Source organism: Streptomyces sp. NBC_00440, from assembly GCF_036014215.1.
GTDB lineage: Bacteria > Actinomycetota > Actinomycetes > Streptomycetales > Streptomycetaceae > Streptomyces.
The window spans coordinates 3,047,117-3,065,623 of sequence record NZ_CP107921.1 but is presented as its reverse complement, the minus strand read 5'-3'; the positions used below and the strand labels follow the sequence as shown (position 1 = coordinate 3,065,623).

Annotated in this window: 15 protein-coding genes; 7 read left to right on the top strand and 8 right to left on the bottom strand. The window is 69.9% G+C overall.

Annotated elements, in window-relative coordinates:
• The first annotated feature begins 54 nt into the window (after positions 1 to 54).
• From OHB13_RS13665 to OHB13_RS13655, 3 genes are read left to right on the top strand one after another with little or no spacing between them, the layout of a single operon-like run.
• Positions 55 to 1,206, top strand: a complete 1,152-nt coding sequence (locus tag OHB13_RS13665) for a 5-(carboxyamino)imidazole ribonucleotide synthase (RefSeq protein ID WP_328377276.1) — start codon at positions 55 to 57, stop codon at positions 1,204 to 1,206.
• A complete protein-coding gene (gene purE, locus OHB13_RS13660) occupies positions 1,203 to 1,763 on the top strand; it encodes a 5-(carboxyamino)imidazole ribonucleotide mutase (RefSeq protein ID WP_328377275.1) in 561 nt (186 codons plus the stop codon). Before OHB13_RS13665 ends, purE begins: the two co-directional genes overlap by 4 nt.
• Positions 1,764 to 1,772: 9 nt before the next feature.
• Complete coding sequence (locus OHB13_RS13655) at positions 1,773 to 2,960, top strand: dipeptidase (protein ID WP_328377274.1); 1,188 nt, start codon at positions 1,773 to 1,775, stop codon at positions 2,958 to 2,960.
• 77 nt (positions 2,961 to 3,037) lie between these two features.
• On the opposite strand, the gene OHB13_RS13650 is transcribed toward OHB13_RS13655, so the two are convergent.
• A complete protein-coding gene (locus tag OHB13_RS13650) occupies positions 3,038 to 3,400 on the bottom strand; it encodes a VOC family protein (RefSeq protein WP_328377273.1) in 363 nt (120 codons plus the stop codon).
• A gap of 113 nt (positions 3,401 to 3,513) precedes the next feature.
• Positions 3,514 to 4,857, bottom strand: coding sequence for a UDP-glucose dehydrogenase family protein (locus OHB13_RS13645; RefSeq protein ID WP_328377272.1), 1,344 nt, complete (start codon positions 4,855 to 4,857; stop codon positions 3,514 to 3,516).
• Positions 4,858 to 5,024: 167 nt separating this feature from the next.
• Here OHB13_RS13645 and OHB13_RS13640 point away from each other — a divergent pair, with 167 nt between their 5' ends.
• A complete protein-coding gene (locus OHB13_RS13640; RefSeq protein WP_164261492.1) occupies positions 5,025 to 6,182 on the top strand; it encodes an acyl-CoA dehydrogenase family protein in 1,158 nt (385 codons plus the stop codon).
• A 111-nt stretch (positions 6,183 to 6,293) separates the two neighbouring features.
• Here OHB13_RS13640 and OHB13_RS13635 read toward each other — a convergent pair whose 3' ends face one another.
• Positions 6,294 to 7,556: an LCP family protein gene (locus OHB13_RS13635; RefSeq protein ID WP_266856369.1), complete on the bottom strand. Its 1,263-nt coding sequence runs from the start codon at positions 7,554 to 7,556 to the stop codon at positions 6,294 to 6,296.
• Between the two features lie 118 nt (positions 7,557 to 7,674).
• On the opposite strand from OHB13_RS13635, the gene OHB13_RS13630 reads away from it, so the two are divergent.
• Positions 7,675 to 8,199 (top strand): acyl-CoA thioesterase, encoded by a 525-nt coding sequence (locus OHB13_RS13630; protein WP_266856371.1) that lies wholly within the window; start codon positions 7,675 to 7,677, stop codon positions 8,197 to 8,199.
• Between the two features lie 67 nt (positions 8,200 to 8,266).
• Here OHB13_RS13630 and OHB13_RS13625 read toward each other — a convergent pair whose 3' ends face one another.
• Complete coding sequence (locus OHB13_RS13625; RefSeq protein ID WP_443062998.1) at positions 8,267 to 9,733, bottom strand: LCP family protein; 1,467 nt, start codon at positions 9,731 to 9,733, stop codon at positions 8,267 to 8,269.
• Positions 9,734 to 9,829: 96 nt separating this feature from the next.
• On the opposite strand from OHB13_RS13625, the gene OHB13_RS13620 reads away from it, so the two are divergent.
• Positions 9,830 to 10,861, top strand: a complete 1,032-nt coding sequence (locus OHB13_RS13620) for a glycosyltransferase family 2 protein (RefSeq protein WP_328377270.1) — start codon at positions 9,830 to 9,832, stop codon at positions 10,859 to 10,861.
• 83 nt (positions 10,862 to 10,944) lie between these two features.
• Here the strand turns inward: OHB13_RS13620 and OHB13_RS13615 are convergent, their stop codons facing one another.
• The 4 genes from OHB13_RS13615 to OHB13_RS13600 form a co-directional block, all read right to left on the bottom strand.
• Positions 10,945 to 12,603 (bottom strand): LCP family protein, encoded by a 1,659-nt coding sequence (locus OHB13_RS13615; RefSeq protein WP_328377269.1) that lies wholly within the window; start codon positions 12,601 to 12,603, stop codon positions 10,945 to 10,947.
• A gap of 48 nt (positions 12,604 to 12,651) precedes the next feature.
• Entirely contained in the window at positions 12,652 to 14,427 is a 1,776-nt protein-coding gene (locus OHB13_RS13610; RefSeq protein ID WP_328377268.1) for an LCP family protein, read from the bottom strand.
• 219 nt (positions 14,428 to 14,646) lie between these two features.
• Positions 14,647 to 15,885: an LCP family protein gene (locus OHB13_RS13605; protein WP_328377267.1), complete on the bottom strand. Its 1,239-nt coding sequence runs from the start codon at positions 15,883 to 15,885 to the stop codon at positions 14,647 to 14,649.
• Between the two features lie 214 nt (positions 15,886 to 16,099).
• Positions 16,100 to 16,855 (bottom strand): TIGR03089 family protein, encoded by a 756-nt coding sequence (locus tag OHB13_RS13600; RefSeq protein WP_266856383.1) that lies wholly within the window; start codon positions 16,853 to 16,855, stop codon positions 16,100 to 16,102.
• A 160-nt stretch (positions 16,856 to 17,015) separates the two neighbouring features.
• Between OHB13_RS13600 and OHB13_RS13595 the strand changes: the two genes are divergently transcribed.
• Positions 17,016 to 18,455 carry an N-acetylmuramoyl-L-alanine amidase gene (locus tag OHB13_RS13595; protein WP_328377266.1) on the top strand — a complete coding sequence of 480 codons (1,440 nt, stop codon included), beginning with the start codon at positions 17,016 to 17,018 and terminating at the stop codon, positions 18,453 to 18,455.
• The last annotated feature ends 52 nt before the right edge of the window (positions 18,456 to 18,507 follow it).

Sequence of the window (18,507 nt, the reverse complement as noted above, 5' to 3'; positions counted from 1 at the left end):
AAGGCTGTGACGTGCTGGCATGCGGGCTACGGGGCTGCGGATACCCTGGGGTACGTGACGTTCCCCGTAGTCGGCATGGTCGGTGGCGGACAGCTCGCCCGGATGACCCACGAGGCGGGTATCCCCCTCGGCCTGAAATTCAAGCTGCTCAGTGACACCCCGCAGGACTCGGCGGCCCAGGTGGTCAGCGAAGTCGTCATCGGCGACTACCGCGACCTGGACACGCTGCGCGACTTCGCACGCGGCTGCGACGTGATCACCTTCGACCACGAGCATGTGCCCGCAGGGCATCTGCGCGCCCTGGAGGCGGAGGGCATCCCCGTCCGGCCGGGCCCGCACGCGCTGGTGCACGCGCAGGACAAGGGGGTGATGCGCGAGCGGCTCACCGCGATCGGGGCCCCCTGCCCCCGCCACCGCATCGTCTCCGACCCGGCCGACGCGGTCGCCTTCGCGGACGAGGTGGGCGGCTTCCCGGTCATCCTCAAGACGGTCCGGGGCGGCTACGACGGCAAGGGTGTCTGGTTCGTACGCTCCCTCGCGGACGCCGAAGCCCCCTTCAAGGCGGGCGTCCCGGTGCTGGCCGAGGAGAAGGTCGACTTCGTACGGGAGCTGGCGGCGAACGTCGTACGCTCCCCGCACGGCCAGGCCGTGGCCTACCCGGTGGTCGAGTCCCAGCAGGTGGACGGGGTCTGCGACACCGTGATCGCCCCCGCTCCCGGCATCAGCGAGGAGCTGGCGGGCGAGGCCCAGCAGCTCGCCCTGCGGATCGCCGCCGAGCTGGATGTGACCGGCCACCTCGCCGTCGAACTCTTCGAGATCCGGGGAGCCGACGGCACGCCCGGCATCCTCGTCAACGAGCTCGCGATGCGCCCGCACAACTCCGGCCACTGGACCCAGGACGGCGCGATCACCTCGCAGTTCGCCAACCACGTGCGCGCGGTCCTGGACCTGCCGCTGGGCGACCCGCGCCCGCGCGCCCGCTGGACGGTCATGTGCAACGTCCTGGGCGGCGACTTCCCGGACATGTACCAGGCCTATCTGCACTGCATGGCCCGCGACCCCCAGCTCAAGATCCACATGTACGGCAAGGACGTGAAGCCGGGGCGCAAGGTCGGCCACGTCAACACCTACGGCGACGACCTCGACGACGCACTGGAACGCGCCCGTCATGCCGCCGGATACCTGCGAGGGACGATCACCGAATGACCTCTCCGTCAGCTTCCCCGGCCGCTGCGGCTTCGGGGGCCCCCGTCGTTGGCATCGTGATGGGCTCGGACTCCGACTGGCCCGTCATGGAGGCCGCCGCCAAGGCCCTGGACGAGTTCGGGGTGGCGTACGAGGTGGATGTCGTCTCCGCCCACCGGATGCCGCGCGAGATGATCGCGTACGGCGAGCAGGCGGACGGCCGGGGGCTCCGGGCGATCATCGCGGGCGCCGGGGGAGCGGCCCATCTGCCGGGGATGCTGGCCTCGGTCAGCCCGCTGCCGGTCATCGGCGTCCCGGTGCCGCTGAAGTACCTGGACGGAATGGACTCGCTGCTCTCCATCGTGCAGATGCCGGCCGGCGTCCCGGTGGCGACGGTCTCGGTGGGCGGCGCGCGCAACGCGGGGCTGCTCGCCGTCCGCATCCTGGCCGCGTCCGACCCGCAACTCCAGGACAAGATGCGGGAGTTCCAGCAGAAGCTGAACGACGAAGCGACGGAGAAGGGCACCCGGCTGCGCGCCAGGGCGGCGGGCGCGGAGACCTTCGGATTCGGAAAGTAGGCGGTTCCCATGAGCAATCACCTCACCGAGGCGCTGGACCTGCTCGCCGAGTACCCGGTCGTGGACGGCCACAACGACCTGCCCTGGGCGCTGCGTGAGAACGTCCGGTACGACCTCGACGCGCTGGACATCGCCCGCGACCAGACCGGCCACCTCCACACCGACCTGCACCGGCTGCGCAAGGGCGGCGTCGGCGCGCAGTTCTGGTCGGTCTACGTCCGAAGCGACATGGCGGGCGAGGACGCGGTCAGCGCGACGCTGGAGCAGATCGACGTCGTGGACCAGCTGCTCACCCGCTACCCCAACGACCTGGTCCGCGCGCTGACCGCCGACGACATGGAGAAGGCCAGGAGCCAGGGCCGCATCGCATCCCTGATGGGCGCCGAGGGCGGCCACTCCATCAACAACTCGCTGGGCACCCTGCGCGCCCTGCACACGCTGGGCGTGCGCTACATGACGCTCACGCACAACGACAACATCGCCTGGGCGGACTCCGCGACCGACGTCGTGAAGGCCCGCGGGCTGACCGCCTTCGGCCACGAGGTCGTCCGCGAGATGAACCGCACCGGGATGCTGGTGGACCTCTCTCATGTGGCGGCGTCCACGATGCGCGACGCGCTGGCGACGTCGACGGCGCCGGTGATCTTCTCGCACTCCTCGTCCCGTACGGTCTGCGACCACCCGCGCAACATCCCGGACGACGTCCTCGCGCTGCTCCCGGCGAACGGCGGCATCGCGATGGCCACGTTCGTCCCGAAGTTCATCCTCCCGGAAGCGGTCGCCTGGACCGCCCGCGCGGACGAGAACATGCGCACCCACGGGCTGCACCACCTGAACACGACGCCCGCGGGGCTGAAGGTCCAGCGCGCCTTCGAGGAGGCGCACCCCCGCCCGATGGCCACCGCGTCGACGGTCGCCGACCACCTGGACCACATGCGTGAGGTCGCGGGCGTCGACCACATCGGCATCGGCGGCGACTACGACGGCACGGCCTTCACCCCGGCGGGCCTGGAGGACGTGGCGGGCTACCCGAACCTGATCGGTGAGCTGATCGGCCGCGGCTGGTCGAAGCCGGACCTGGCGAAGCTGACCTGGCAGAACGCGGTACGGGTGCTGCGCGCGGCGGAGGACGTGGCCCGCGGCCTCCAGGCCGAGCGCGGCCCGTCCAACGCGACCCTGGCCGAGCTGGACGGCTGAGCCGGGCCTGACGCGGTACGGCTGGGTCGCGCGACCCAGCCGTACGCAACAGCCTTACGCAGCAGCCGACCCCGGGCTCAGCAGGCGCAGAGGCAGAACGGGTGCCCGGCGGGATCCGCGTACACCCGGAAGGTCCGCGACCTGTCCGCCGCGTCGAGCGCCTTCGCGCCCAGCGCCAGGATCTGCTGCTCGGCCGCGTCCAGATCCTCGACGGTCAGGTCCAGATGGAACTGCTGCGACCCGTCGTCCGAAGGCCATTGCGGCGGTACGAACCCGGGCGACCGCTGGAAGTCGAGCTGTGTGCCCGGAAGGCCGGTGAGGCTGACCCACTCCGGGTCGTTGCTCTCGACCGTGCCGCCGATAACCGCCGCGTAGAAGGCGGCGAGCGCGGCTGGGTCAGGACAGTCCAGAACGACGGCGCCGAGCTTGGCTACAGCCATGGTGATCTCCCCGGTCGGTTTGACTACCGGCCCACACCTTCGACCGGTAACGGCCACCTCATGCTCCCCCATGGGCGGACGGACCACGAGGGAGTTTCGGCTTCCGGAAGAACCTAGGCCCGCGGGCGTCCCATCGCCCGGTACACCCAGCCGGCCTCCCGCCACGCCACCGGGTCCAGTGCGTTGCGGCCGTCCAGCAGTATCCGCTCGGAGGCCACCGCGCCCAGTGCCGCCGGGTCCAGCTCGCGGAACTCGCGCCACTCCGTGAGGTGCAGGACGACGTCCGCGCTCCGTACCGCGTCCAGCGCGGTCTCCGCGTAGCCGAGCGTCGGGAAGAGGCGGCGGGCGTTCTCCATGCCCTTGGGGTCGTAGACCGTGACCTGGCCGCCCTGGAGGTGGATCTGGCCGGCGACGTTCAGCGCGGGGGAGTCCCGTACGTCGTCCGAGTCCGGCTTGAAGGTCGCGCCGAGCACTGCGACCCGCTTGCCCAGGAAGGAGCCGCCGCCCACGGCCTCCCGCGCCAGCTCCACCATGTGGCCGCGGCGCCGCATGTTGATCGAGTCGACCTCGCGGAGGAAGGTCAGCGCCTGGTCGGCGCCCAGTTCGCCCGCGCGGGCCATGAAGGCCCGGATGTCCTTGGGCAGACACCCGCCGCCGAAGCCGATCCCGGCCCGCAGGAACTTCTTGCCGATGCGCTCGTCGTGCCCGAGCGCTTCCGCGAGCTTCGCGACGTCACCGTCGGCGGCCTCGCAGACCTCGGCCATCGCGTTGATGAAGGAGATCTTCGTGGCGAGGAAGGAGTTCGCGGCGGTCTTCACCAGCTCGGCCGTGGGGAAGTCGGTCACCACGAACGGGGACCCCTCGCCCACCGGCCCCGCGTACACCTCGCGCAGCAGCTTCTCGGCCCTCTCGCTCTCCACACCGACGACGATCCGGTCGGGGTGCAGGGTGTCCTTGACGGCGAAGCCCTCCCGCAGAAACTCCGGGTTCCACGCCAGCTCCACACCCTCACCGGCGGGCGCGAGATCCCGGAGCATCCCGGCGAGCCTGGCCGCGCTGCCGACCGGCACGGTCGACTTGCCGACGACCAGCGCGTTCGCCTTCAGATGCGGTGCGAGCCAGCGGAAGGCGTTGTCGACGTACGACATGTCGCAGGCGTACTCGCCGTGCTTCTGCGGGGTGTTGCAGCACACGAAGTGCACATCGCCGAACTCGCCCGCCTCCTCCCACGAGGTGGTGAAGCGCAGCCGTCCGGTCGCCCCCTCGATGCCCGCGACGTGCCGCTGCAGAAGCTCTTCGAGACCGGGCTCGTACATGGGGACGCGCCCCTGCGAGAGCATCTCGATCTTCTCGGGGACGATGTCGAGACCGAGCACCTCGAAGCCCAGCTCAGCCATGGCCGCGGCGTGAGTGGCACCGAGATAGCCGGTACCGATCACGGTGATTTTCAGGGCCATCAGGAAGCTCCAGGGGGCGTACGGGATCGGGTGCGCGCCCGAGCATAGTCGGGCCGTTCGATGCCTGGCCCCTACCCCTGTCGTGCAGCTCACGTATCCCTGGGGGCGGGCAGCCCCTAAAATCGGGTTACTTAACGGTAGTTAGCATCTTTGGGGAGTGAGTGACCTTGGCAGGTTCGCCCGATTTCGACCTGTACCGCCCGGCTGAGGAGCACGACATGCTCCGCGACTCGGTCCGCGCCCTGGCCGAGGCGAAGATCGCACCCTTCGCCGCCGCGGTGGACGAGGAAGCCCGCTTCCCGCAGGAGGCGCTGGACGCGCTGACCGCCGCCGACCTGCACGCCGTCCACGTACCCGAGGAGTACGGCGGCGCCGGGGCCGACGCGCTCGCCATGGTCATCGTCATCGAGGAGGTGGCCCGCGTCTGCGCGTCCTCCTCCCTGATCCCGGCCGTGAACAAGCTGGGCTCGCTCCCGGTGATCCTCTCGGGCTCCGAGGACCTCAAGAAGAAGTACATGAGCCGCCTGGCCAAGGGCGAGGGCATGTTCTCGTACTGCCTGAGCGAGCCCGACGCCGGTTCGGACGCGGCGGGCATGAAGACCAGAGCCGTGCGCGACGGGGACTTCTGGGTGCTCAACGGCGTGAAGCGCTGGATCACCAACGCGGGCGTCTCCGAGTACTACACGGTGATGGCCGTCACCGACCCCACCAAGCGCTCCAAGGGCATCAGCGCCTTCGTCGTCGAGAAGTCCGACGAGGGCGTCTCCTTCGGCGCCCCCGAGAAGAAGCTCGGCATCAAGGGCTCCCCGACCCGTGAGGTCTACCTCGACAACGTTCGCATCCCCGCCGACCGCATGATCGGCGAGGAGGGCACCGGCTTCGCCACGGCGATGAAGACCCTGGACCACACCCGCATCACGATCGCCGCCCAGGCCATCGGCATCGCGCAGGGCGCGCTCGACTACGCCAAGGGCTACGTCCAGGAGCGCAAGCAGTTCGGCAAGCCGATCGGCGACTTCCAGGGCATCCAGTTCATGCTCGCGGACATGGCGATGAAGCTCGAAGCGGCCCGCCAGCTCACCTACTCGGCCGCCGCGAAGTCGGAACGCCTCGACGGCGACCTGACGTTCTTCGGCGCGGCCGCCAAGTGCTTCGCGTCGGACGTCGCGATGGAGGTCACGACGGACGCGGTCCAGCTCCTCGGCGGGTACGGCTACACGCGCGACTACCCGGTGGAGCGCATGATGCGCGACGCGAAGATCACCCAGATCTACGAGGGCACGAACCAGGTCCAGCGGATCGTGATGGCCCGCAACCTGCCGTAGCGCCCAGGGCGCTGCCTGAGCACGCACACCATCGGACAGGGGTGAGCCCCCGGACCGCGGTCCGGGGGCTCACCCCTGTCTTCGGCCGGTCCGGACGGGGCCGGACAGCCCCTAGTTGCCCGAGACCGTCACCGTGTCGTCGTCCTTCAGCTCCTGCACCAGCTGCTTGACCTTGGTCTTGTCCCAGACCAGGTTGCCGCCGGTGGAGCCCGAGATCGGCATGTTCATCTGCTTGCCGTCGCCGCCGCCCTGCACACCCTTCATGGCCCAGAACATGGACGCCAGGTTCCACAGGCTCATGTCCTTGTCCACGATCACCGTGTCCAGGCCCGCGCCCATCACCGGGTAGAGCTTGAAGGGGTTCAGGATCGTGGACGGGGTGGCCGTCTGGGAGGCCAGGGCCGACAGGAACTTCTGCTGGTTCTTCGTGCGCTGGAGGTCGCTGGCCGCGAAGGCGTGCCGGGTGCGGACGAAGGCCAGGGCCTGGCTGCCGTTGAGGGTCTGCTTGCCCGCCGGGAAGTCGGCGCCGGAGTCCTTGTCCTTGAACGCCTGCGGAATGTCCAGCTGGACCCCGCCGACCGCGTCCACGATGCTCGCGAAGCCGTCGAAGCCGATCTCCGCGTAGTGGTCGATGTGCAGCCCGGTGTTGTACTCGACGGTGCGAACCAGCAGCTCCGGGCCGTCCTCCGCGTACGCGGCGTTCAGCTTCGTCTGCCGGCCGGTGTTCGGGTAGAGCTTGCCGGACGACGAGCCCTTGTACGACGGGATCGTGACGTTCGAGTCACGGGGCAGCGAGACCATCGTGTCCCCGTGGTCACCGACGTGCAGGATGATCATGGAGTCGGTGCGCTTGCCCTCGGCGGAGCCGGTGTGCAGCTTCTTCTTGTCGGCCGCGGACATGCCGTCGCGGCTGTCCGAGCCCACGATCAGGTAGTTCGTGCCCTTGCCCGATGCGGGGCGGTCGATGACCTTGGAGAGGTCGACCTCGCGGCGCAGCTTCCCGTCGGCCCAGAAGTACGTACCGATGGAGGTGCCGAGGATCGCGATGATCAGGACCAGCGCGCCGATCTTGATGCGGCGGCGCCAGTTCGGAGGGGTACCCGGACGTGCGGTGGGGCGCGGGCCGCCGGTGCCCTGACCGCCCTGGCTTCTCTGGCTGCCGGGGCCCGAGGGGCCGCCCTGCCCGTAGACCTGGCCCGTGTTGTAGCCGCTGTCGTACGGGGTGTCGTACCCGCCGTCGTAGCCCTGGCCCTGCTGCTGCCCGCCGTACTGCCGCTGGCTGGGTGGCGTTGAACGCTGCACGTGCGGCATGACCCGAGCACCGTCGGGCTGTGCGTTCTCGCTGCCGCGTCCGTAGCGGTCCCTGTCGTCCATGTGGACCAGTGTGCCGTCACGGTGCGTATGTATTACAGGGCGGGTGTGGAATCGGGGCAGTGCTGTTGCAGATCTGATGCAAAGTGCCGCGGCGCGGGCCCCGCCTAAGCTGGCACGTATGACAGATCTTCCGGGCAAGCCCACCTCGGCCTCACGAACCACCCTGAGTCACATCATGACGGGCAACGACACCAATCTCCTCGGTACCGTGCACGGTGGCGTGATCATGAAACTGGTGGACGACGCGGCGGGCGCCGTGGCCGGCCGGCACTCCGGCGGGCCCGCGGTCACCGCGTCGATGGACGAGATGGTCTTCCTGGAGCCGGTCCGCGTCGGTGACCTGATCCATGTGAAGGCCCAGGTGAACTGGACCGGACGGTCGTCGATGGAGGTCGGCGTACGGGTCCTGGCGGAGCGGTGGAACGAGTCGTCCCCGGCCCAGCAGGTCGGCAGCGCCTACCTCGTCTTCGCCGCGGTCGACGCGGACGGCAAGCCCCGGGCCGTACCGCCGGTGATCCCCGGCAGCGAACGCGACAAGCGGCGCTACCAGGAGGCGCAGATCCGCCGTACGCACCGGCTGGCCCGGCGCCGCGCGATCAAGGAGCTGCGGGAGCAGCGCATCGCCGACGGCATCGACGACTGAGCGAGCCGCACCGGCTGCACCGGCTGGACCGGCCGCGCGTCCCGTGGCCGCCGGCGGCCGCTTGCCGCTACTTGCAGACCACCTGGTCGCCCGTGACCGCCGCGAACCTGCCCGGATCCGGCTCGTCCGCCCGGACCGGTGTCACCGTGGTGAAGTCCGACCCGAGCGTCACCTTCAGCGTGGAACCGATCCCCGCCACCGACCGCAGCTCCGCGTGCGGCAGCGCCGCCGCCAGCGAGCGCACCGAACGGTTCCAGCGCGGGTCGTACTCGATGACCGTGCGCTTGACGTCCGACGCCACCGGCCGGCCCGGGACCGTGGCCGCGACCGAGGAGAGGAAGCCGGTGGAGCGCAGGCTCTTGTCGGCGCGGGCGGCCAGGCCGCTGGTCGACGTGCCGTTGGTCACCTGCACCCTGATCTGGCTGGGCGGCACGTCGACCTTCTGCGCCTGCGACGCCGCCGGCCGGTGCACGGCGATCGGCACGTCCTCGCGGATCTCCCGGAAGAGCTTCCCCGCCTTCACCGGGTCCCATTTCACCGTCGAGCCGATGCCCTTGACCCGGTAGTTCATCTGCCCGATGGGTACGGAGGTGAACTCCGACGACGCCGGCTTGAAGCCCCGCATCGCCTGCCCGATGGAGAGCATCTCGTCCGGGCCGAAGCCCTTGTCGGCCCGGACCGAGCCGAAGACCGTGGACGCGACATCGCGGAACTTGACCGGGTTCAGCAGGACACCGCTGCTGGTCGTCTTGGCGATGAGGGACGCCATGAAGCGCTGCTGGCGCTGCATCCGGCCCAGGTCGGACGCAGCGTCGAGGTGGCGGGAGCGTACGTACTGGAGCGCCTGGCCGCCGTCGAGCTTGCTGGTCCCCACCGGCAGGTCGAGCCCCGTGTAGGAGTCCTTCAGCGGGCGGGCGGTGCAGATGTCGACACCGCCCAGCACATCCACCGTCTTCATGAAGCTCGTGAAGTCGACCTCCAGATAGTGGTTGATCTGGACGCCGGTCATCCGCTCCACGGTCTGCACGGTGAGCTGGGGGCCGCCCTGGGCGTACGCCGCGTTGAGCCTGACCGGATGGGCGGGGTAGCGCTTCCTGGTGGCGGGGTCGGTGTGCTCGGGCACCACCGCGTAGCTGTCCCGCGGCAGGCTCACGACGCTCACCCGGGAGCGGTCGGCCGAGACGTGGACGAGCATGATCGTGTCGGTGCAGTGGCAGGGGGCACCGCCCAGGTGGTACTTCCGCTTCTCCGCCGGCGTGATCTTGTCGCGGCCGTCGGTGCCGACGAGGAGCACGTTCATGCCGCGTCCCGGCGCGGGACGGTTCTTCATGTCCTTGAACGGGTCGATGCGGCCGATGCCGTCCAGCTCGCCGATGAGCGCATGGCCGATTCCCCCGGCGCCCAGCACCAGGACGGACAGCGTGGTGGTGATGCGCATACCCCAGCGGGGGCGGGGCGGGCGGCGCGGCGGCGGCCTTCGGCGGCGGGGCGGGGGCACGGCGGAAACTGGGACACCTCCGCGGGGGACGGGCAGGGAAGCGACCACGGTAGGCCGCTGTGATCAACATCCCGGGTAGGCCACCCGGCCGACGCGCCCGGTGTCCCTCGTTCGCGGTAACGTGACCGTCCTATGGACGCCACGCCCGCCACGCCCGCCACGCCCGCCGTTTCTGTGATCATGCCGGTCCTCAACGAGGAGCGGCATCTGCGCAACTCGGTCCGCCACATCCTGGAGCAGGAGTACGACGGCGAGATGGAGGTGGTGATCGCCATCGGCCCGTCGTCCGACCGCACCGAGGAGATCGCCGCCGAGCTGGTACGGGAGGACCCCCGGGTCCACACCGTCGCCAACCCCACCGGCCGTACACCCGCCGCACTCAACGCCGCCATCAAGGCGTCCAGCCACCCCGTCGTGGTGCGCGTCGACGGCCACGGAATGCTCTCGCCCAACTACATCGCCACCGCGGTCCGCCTGCTGGAGGAGACCGGCGCGATGAACGTCGGCGGGATCATGCACGCCGAGGGCGAGAACGCCTGGGAGGACGCGGTCGCCGCCGCGATGACCTCCAAGATCGGCGTCGGCAACGCGGCGTTCCACACCGGCGGCAGGGCGGCCCCCGCCGAGACCGTCTACCTGGGTGTCTTCCGGCGCGAGGCGCTGGAGCAGCAGGGCGGGTACAACGAGGAGTTCATCCGCGCCCAGGACTGGGAGCTGAACTTCCGGATCCGCGAGGCCGGCGGCCTGATCTGGTTCTCGCCCGAGCTGCGCGTCCAGTACCGCCCGCGCCCCTCGGTCCGGGCGCTCGCCAAGCAGTACAAGGACTACGGCCGCTGGCGCCATGTCGTCGCCCGCTACCACGAGGGCTCGATCAACCTCCGCTACCTCGCCCCGCCGACCGCGGTCTGCGCGATCGCGGCGGGCATCGTGGTCGGTGCGGCCGTCACCCCGTGGGCCTTCCTGGTGCCGGCCGGCTATGCCGCGGCCATCGTGGCGGGCTCGCTGCCGGCCGGCAAGGGTCTCCCGGCGAAGGCGCGGGTGCAGATCCCGGTGGCCCTGGCCACCATGCACATGTGCTGGGGCTTCGGCTTCCTGACCAGCCCGCGCGCGCTGGCCCGCAAGGTCATCGCCAGCCGCCGCCCGGCGGTCCGCACCGCCGTCTGAGCATGGCGAAAGGGCCGGTCCGGCCGCCGTGAGGCGGTCAGGACCGGCCCTTTCCCGTGTGGGCTCCTGCCTGCGGACCCGGGCTACCAGGTGTACGCCGGGTCGACATGCATGCACGCCGACTTGTCGTCCCCGCGCAGTGCGTTGGCGGATTCCGGCGTCTTCCCGTCGTCCGCCGTGGACTTGGGGTAGACCGTGCCCGTACGCCAGTCGCTTCCGACGACCACCGTGACCCCGGTGACCTGGGTGGACTTCTTGGCGGACTTCAACGGAACGCCCAGGGCCTTCGCCACCGCCTGGGCGTCGCCCTCCAGATCGGCGCTGGGGAAGAGCACCTCGGTGTTCTTCTGCGGATCCAGCGTCTGATCGGCCACGGCGCGCGAGAAGCCCTGCCCGGTCAGCAGCGTTGCGATCTCGCCCGCCCGGCCCTTCGACGGCAGCCCGCCGTCGCCCGCCGTGCCGTTCCGCACGGTGATGCCGATGTCGCCCTTGGGCGCCGCCGGATCCTTGGAGACCTTCTCGGCGGGCTTCTTCTTCGAGCCCTTGCCGTCCAGCGGGGTGTCGTTCCTGACCATGGCGAACAGCTTGTCCGCGTCACCCGGCTTCGGGTCGACCTTCTGCTCGAACCCGGGCCGTACGGAGTTCACGTTCGGCATGGTCGTCATGGTGATCCGCGAGGTCGGGACCTTCTGGAGCTCCCCTGCGAGGTCGTACAGCTTCTTGCCCGTGTCGATCCCGGTGTCGACCTTGAGCGCGTTGGTGGCCGCCTCGGCGAGGTCGATGAGCTTCCCCGGGTCGGTGAGCTTGGTGCCCTCGCGCAGCCGGCGGACCATGGAATTCATGTACTCGTGCTGGGCCTTGGTCCGTACGACGTCGGTGTCCGGCCAGAATCCGTACCGCGTCCGCAGCCACTGGAGCGCCTGCTGCCCCTTGACCGACGTGGTGCCCTTCTTCAGCTTGAGCCCCGAGCCGTGGCCGTCATGGGTGTGCGAGTACACATTGGCGTCCACGCAGACCGGCACCCCGCCGATCGCGTCGGCCATGGAGACCACACCGGAGAAATCGATCTTCATGAAGTGGTCGATGTGGATGCCGGTAAGAGATTCCCAGGTGGCGACGGTGCAGCCGGGACCGCCGCGGCCGAGCGACTCGTTGGCCAGGGTCCAGCCCGTCGCCTGATAGGTCTTGCCCTGCTCGTCCGTGCACTTGGGGATCTTCAGCACGGTGTCGCGCGGCAGGCTGACGACCGACATGTTGCTGCGGTCGGCCGACAGGTGCAGCAACATCTGCACATCCGCCAGGGGAGTGCCGCCGAAGGTGTTCTTGGCGCCACCGAGCTTCTGGTTCTCCTTGGAGTCCCGCGCGTCCGAGCCGATCAGCAGGATGTTCAGCGGGGTCTGGCCCGCCGCGTTGGCTGTCGGCTTCGGGGCCTGGTGGTCGCCGAGGTTGAGGGCGCTCTTCTGCAGATTTCCGTTCAGGTGGCGGTAGTAGAGATATCCCGCGCCCGCAGTGCCGATGATCAGCAGTGCCGCTGCGCCCGCCACCCAGCGGAGTATTCGGCGTTTCCCGCGCCGCGCGCGCCGCCGCGACGTCTGCTGCCGGTGACTCCCGCCGCCGCCCCCCGGGCCGGCGGGGGACGGCCGGGCGCCCTCCTGCTTGTACAGGCTCTCGTCCCAGCCGAGTTGGCCCGCCCCCGGACTGCGAGGCCGAGTCCCCTCCCCTCGCGTGCTGCTCTGTCCCACCAGGTCCCCCCTGCTACTCAGGTATAGGTATGGCCCGGTGACCTGGCGTCACCTGGCGCATATGCTCTTGTCGGCTTCGACCTTCTGTATGTCGGCCGGCGCCTTCGTCGGCGCTGCGATCGGCGTGCCGGCGGCCTTGAAGTCCGCCCCGAGGACGAGCGTCATCGGGGTGAGCCCCACGGAGTCCTTCGTGCCCGGCTTGAGCGCCGACGCGGGCAGCCCCATGATGTCGGCGAGCTTGCGGGCCTGGTCCGCCTGGTTCGGCGCGTAGGTGAGGGTCGTCTTGGCCAGATCGGGCTTGTAGTTGCCGCCGTTCTCCGACTTCAGAACGCCCTCGGTGTTCTGCAACCAGGTCAGCGTGGTCTGCGCCGATCCCGGCTGGGCCCCGCCGTTGAGCACCTTGACCCGGACGTCGGACGCGTTGGCCTGCGAACCCTTGAGGAGCGCCTCCTGCTTGCCCGCGGCCGCCTTCTTCTCCTTCTTGACCTCGGTGAGCGAGACGTCGTCGCGCATCATCGAGAACAGCGGGTCCGCCTGGGCGTGGTTCACGACGACGGTGGCGTGGACCTTCTCCGCCGGGTTGTCGAGGACCGGCAGCGTGGTGAAGGTGACGTTCTTCGGGTTCACCGACTTCAGGTCCAGCGCGAGGCTCTTGAGGCGGTCGATGCTCCCGATGCCGCTGTCGACGGTGAGCGCCTTGGTCGCCGCGTTCGCCAGGCTGTAGAGCTTGGAGGGGCTGGTCAGCGTGTCACCCGATGTCATCTTGCGTATCAGCGAACCCAGGAACTGCTGCTGCACCTTGATGCGGTCCAGGTCGCCCTGGTTGCCGAAGCTGTGCCGGGTCCTGACGAAGGCCAGCGCCTGCTCGCCCTCGACCTTGGACGTCCCCGCCGGGAGCTTGAGATGCGACTCCTTGTCGTCCACGGGGTGCGCCACACAGACGTCGACGCCGCCCACCGCGGTGCTGAGCGTCTTGATGGCGTTGAAGTCGGCCATCATGAAGTGATCGACCGTCAGACCAGTTATTGCCTTGACCGTCTTCATGGTGCAGCCGGGGTCGCGGTCGTCCTGCCCCAGACTGGTGTTGAAGCGGACCTGCGGCGTACCGGGGATCGTCCTGGTCGACCCGTCGGGCTGCTTGACCTGGCAGTCCGGGATGTCGGTGATCAGGTCGCGGGGGATGGAGAGCGCGGTCGCGTTCGTCCGGTCCTTGGAGACGTGGAAGAGGATGTTCGTGTCGGCGTGGCCGACGCTCCCCTTGTCGCCGTAGCCCTCGTTGCCCTTGCCGGTGCGCTTGTCCGTACCGATCAGCAGGATGTTGACGGCCCGGTCCTTGGTGGACCCCGAGGTACCGCCGACCACATCGATCTTGTTGATGTTGTTGTTGAAGTGCTCGTAGAGCAGATACGTGGCGACGGAGCCGCCGACGAGGACGAAGGCCGTCACGCCGCCGGTCCACATCAGCGCCTTTTTCCTGCGCGACTTCTGCTGCTTGCGCTTCCGGCGGCCGGCCGCCGTCTGCGGCCCGCTCCCGGGACCGCCGTCCTGGCCGTTGCCCCCGGCCCGGCGGCTGCGCTGGCCGGGCACGTCGCGGCGCGGCGACTGCGGCGGCGACTGCTGCTGCGAGCGCCTGCGCGAGGACTGCTCGGGCAATGAATCCCTGCGCCGTGTGCGGCCGGTCGCGGGCTCGGAACCGGACGGCGATCTGTCCCCCGACTGCGGTCCGGAGGGGTTCAGTCGCAGTTCGTAATTGCCGGTTTCCGGGTTGAGCACCCACTGGTCTGCGGGGTCGATATCGTCCCGACCACGGCTATGCGCGTCCACGGTTGCCTGTGTCCTCCGTCGGTGCCACGCGAGGCGCCCTCCCCCCGGGCGCTCGGTCTTTCGTCCTGCAGTGCGCGACCACATGGCCGGACGCACCGGATCGCGTCACACTATCTGCCCGGATCAATGTCCAGCGACGTCCGGGACACATTCCTTGGCGCTTACAACTGGGCATACCACCCAATCCACATGTCCTGCGGATACGGGTTTGAGAATTGTTTACCCGCAGGCCGCGGCAGCCGCATTCGTCCCCGGGAAAGTGGCCTGCGGAGAAGGAGACGGTTTGCCCTTCCCGCCGGCGCCCGCTGCGCCTGCGGTGCTCTCCGCGCCCGGGGTCCCCGCGAAGGTGCCGGTGCTGCCCTTCGTCACGGTGACCGGGTCGTCGTCACGGAGCCGCTTGAAGAGCCGGTTCGCGTCCGGCTGTACGAGCTGGTCGCGGTTGCGGTTGGCGGTGTACGGCTCACGCGGCACTGTCAGGAACTGGACCCGGTCGGTGGGGATGCCGCGCAGCCGCCGCGTCAGGTCGTACAGGTCCTTGAGCGTGTCCAGACCGGGGTCCGTGGTCAGCGACTTGGTCGCCGCGTCCAGCACCGGGTAGAGCCGCGTCGGGTTCAGCAGGACGCCGTTGCTCTGCACCTTCTTCACCAGCGAACCGAGGAACTCCTGCTGGCGCTGCATGCGTTCGGTGTCGCTGCCGTTGCCGATGGAGTGCCGGACGCGTACGTATCCGAGCGCCTGCTCCCCGTTGAGCGTCTGGCGGCCCGCGGGCAGCTTGAGGTGGGCGTCCTTGTCGTCCACCGGCTTCTTGAGGCAGACCTCGACGCCGTCGACCGCGTCGACCATGCCCTTGAAGCCGTTGAAGTCGACCACCATGTAGTGGTCGATCCGGATCCCGGTCATGTTCTCCACGGTGCGGACGGTGCAGGCGGTGCCGCCGAACTCGTAAGCCCAGTTGAACTGCACGAACTGCTTCTTCGTACGGGTCTTGTTCGCCGTGATGCAGCTCGGCACGTGCGACATCAGGTCGCGCGGCAGGGAGACCGCCGTCGCGTTCTTCTTGTCGGTGGACAGGTGCAGCAGGATCGTGGTGTCGGAACGCTGCGAACCCTCGTCCCTGCCGTACTTCTTGTTGTCGCCCGCGCGCGAGTCGGACCCGATGAGCAGGATGTTCTCGGCGCCGTTCGCGACGGGGGCGGGGCGCTCCTTCTCGTACGCGCGGAGCTCGGCGGTCGCGGTGTTGTCCGTCCTGATGTTGTGGTCGAGCTTGTTGTAGAACCACCAGCCGGCGCCCGCGGCGACGAGCACGAGGAACGCGACTCCGAGGGCGGCCCAGCGCACCCAGTGCCGCTTGCGCCGGTTCGGCGGCTCGGGGGCGGCGCTCGACGGGTCCGTGTCCTGGGCGTCCGTCTGCGGCTCGTCGTCGGGCGTGCCAGCACTGTCGGTCACGTCTGCGTCCATCCTTCACGGAGTCGGCGACGCGCTGGGCCGCCGATCGAACGGACGGGCGACTGAACCGCGCGCGTGGTTGTGCTCTCTCCTGATCATGTACCGGAGACCGCGCCTGATCCTGGGGGCTCGTCCTGCGGTGGGCCAGACGGGTGGCCGGTCGGTACGTGACGGAGTGGGTGCCGTGCCTGCTTCAGTGCCCGACCGAGTGCGTGACCCCCTTGTTTCAGTGTGCGACGGAGTGGGTGACCCGCTCGCTCTCGACGCGCTTTTCGAGGTCGCCGTCGGACAGTTGCCCGAGGTTGCGGCAGAGCACCACCGACGCGCCCGCCGCGAGCGGGGCGTAGAGACCGGTCGAGAGGCCGTCCCAGCTGTCGTACGGCCGCCCCGACAGCAGCCGTGCGCCCGGGGCGAGTCCGACGCCCGCCGCGTCGTGCATGGCCCGGTCCACCACCTGCGCACCGGACAGCTCGGTCCCGCCGACCGCGAGCGCGGGCGCGTCCGGGTCGACCGGGGCGTACGGCACGAAGCGGTCGCCCTGGCTGGGGACCTCGACCGCGTAGTCGGCGAAGCCGGCCGGCGGCTGCGGGAAGCGGCCGCCGAGCGGACGCAGCGCCAGCGCCACCCGCTCCCCGCCGCAGGCGCGCGCCTGCTCCAGGGTGTCGGGGCCGCTGACCACCAGGTCGGCCCCGGCCGGGTCGCCGCCGATGTCGGCGAGTACGCCCACCGACGAACAGGCGAGCAGCCAGACGGCGCTCTGCCAGTGCGCCGGGAGCAGCAGAGCGAGCCGGTCGCCCGGCTCCGCCGACAGCTCGCCCTGGAGCAGATTCGCCGTCTTGGCCACCCAATTGGCGAAGGTGGCCACGGAAAGTTCGACGCGCTCGCCGGTCGCATCGTCGTAGAACGTGACAAGCGGGCGCGCCGGTTCCAGGGCAAGTGCGGAACGCAGCAGGTCGGCGGGGGTGTGGTCGCTGGCAGTCATGCGCGAAGCGTACGTCGCGGGGCGTGCCGGGGAGGGCTGCCTCCGCGGAATCCGTGACGCCGTATCGGCTCGTCCGACCCGCCTGTGAGCCGATACGGCGTCAGTTGCGGGATGGACAGGGACAGGTGGGTATGTCCAAATCGTAGCTATGCGTGCTCCTATGACTGCCTCTGTGCTCTCCGCCTCGATCGCCGTGGCATGTGCCGCTGCGCTTGCCCTCCCGACCGCCGCACCGGCCGGCGCGGTCACGCCACGCGCCGACTCACCGGCCACGACGTTCCCCGGCTCCACCCAGTCGCTGCGGCTCAACCCGGTCTCCGCCGACCGCTCCACGGACACCTCGGCCACCGCCGGTCTGTCCAGGCAGAAGGTCAAACCGTTCTCGCTGGTCGGCGTGGTCTGGAGCGACAAGAACGCTCACCTGAACGGCACCGTCCAGGTACGGACCCGTCCCGTGGGCTCCACGGCCTGGACGGGCTGGCAGTCCGTCCAGGCCCAGAACGACGGCCATGCGCCCGACCCCGCCACGGCGGAGGCCGAGTCCTCGGCCGTGCGCGGCTCCACCGCCCCGCTCTGGGTGGGCAACTCGGACGCGGTCCAGGTCCGCGTACGTGCCAAGGCGCCCACCGGTTCCACCCGCGCGGCCGAGCCGCTGCCGAAGGGACTGCGGCTGGACCTCGTCGACCCGGGCCCCGACCCGAAGCCGAAGCCGAAGCCACAACCGGCTGACCCCACCGCGGCCGACCCGACCGCGTCCGACCCCACAGCGACTGAGCCGACCGCAACCGATCCCACCGCGGCCGACCCGACCGCGGCCGACCCGACCGCGGCTGATCCCACAGCGGCCGACCCGACGGCGGCCGACCCCACCGCAGCCCGCCCGCACACCGCCGGCTCCAAGACCGCCACCCAGCCCGACCCCACCGAACTGCCCGCCCTCAGCAAAGAAGCCACCGTCGCCGAGCTGGAGTCCACCGGTGCCAAGGCGGGCCCCTACGTCGCGCCCCGGCCGCGCATCGTCACCCGCCAGGGATGGGGCGCCGACGAGAGCGTCCGCGAGTCCGGGTTCAGCTACACGGACACCGTGAAGGTCGCGTTCGTCCACCACACCGCGACGGGCAACAACTACACCTGTGAGCAGGCCCCCGCGCTGCTGCGAAGCATGTACCGCTACCACGTGAAGAGCCTCGGCTGGCGGGACATCGGCTACAACTTCGCCATCGACAAGTGCGGAACCATCTACGAGGGCCGCGCGGGCGGGGTGACCAAGCCCGTGATGGGCGCCCACACCCTCGGGTTCAACGCCGACAGCACCGGCGTCGCCGTCATCGGCACCTTCACATCGACCGAGCCGTCCGCCGCCGCCGTCACCGCGCTCTCCCGCTTCACGGCGTGGAAGCTCGGGCTGACCGGCGCCGACCCGGAGGGGAAGGCCACCCTGGTGTCCGACGGCGGCAACCGCTACGACAAGGGCACCGAGGCGGAGCTGAACGTGATCTCCGGACACCGTGACGGATTCGCCACCGAGTGCCCGGGAGCCAAGCTCTACGACAAGCTCGGCGAGATCCGCACCGCAGCCGCCCGCTACCAGGGCCGCTGAGTCCCGGCAGCTCCGTACGGCCTTGCCCGCAACCGCAACTCCGTACGGCCTG

Coding starts and splice junctions, on each gene's coding strand:
- purE (WP_328377275.1), top strand. CDS start 1,203: ATGACCTCTCCGTCAGCTTCCCCGGCCGCTGCGGCTTCGGGGGCCCCC.
- OHB13_RS13655 (WP_328377274.1), top strand. CDS start 1,773: ATGAGCAATCACCTCACCGAGGCGCTGGACCTGCTCGCCGAGTACCCG.
- OHB13_RS13650 (WP_328377273.1), bottom strand. CDS start 3,400: ATGGCTGTAGCCAAGCTCGGCGCCGTCGTTCTGGACTGTCCTGACCCA.
- OHB13_RS13645 (WP_328377272.1), bottom strand. CDS start 4,857: ATGGCCCTGAAAATCACCGTGATCGGTACCGGCTATCTCGGTGCCACT.
- OHB13_RS13635 (WP_266856369.1), bottom strand. CDS start 7,556: ATGGACGACAGGGACCGCTACGGACGCGGCAGCGAGAACGCACAGCCC.
- OHB13_RS13630 (WP_266856371.1), top strand. CDS start 7,675: ATGACAGATCTTCCGGGCAAGCCCACCTCGGCCTCACGAACCACCCTG.
- OHB13_RS13620 (WP_328377270.1), top strand. CDS start 9,830: ATGGACGCCACGCCCGCCACGCCCGCCACGCCCGCCGTTTCTGTGATC.
- OHB13_RS13605 (WP_328377267.1), bottom strand. CDS start 15,885: ATGGACGCAGACGTGACCGACAGTGCTGGCACGCCCGACGACGAGCCG.
- OHB13_RS13600 (WP_266856383.1), bottom strand. CDS start 16,855: ATGACTGCCAGCGACCACACCCCCGCCGACCTGCTGCGTTCCGCACTT.
- OHB13_RS13595 (WP_328377266.1), top strand. CDS start 17,016: ATGACTGCCTCTGTGCTCTCCGCCTCGATCGCCGTGGCATGTGCCGCT.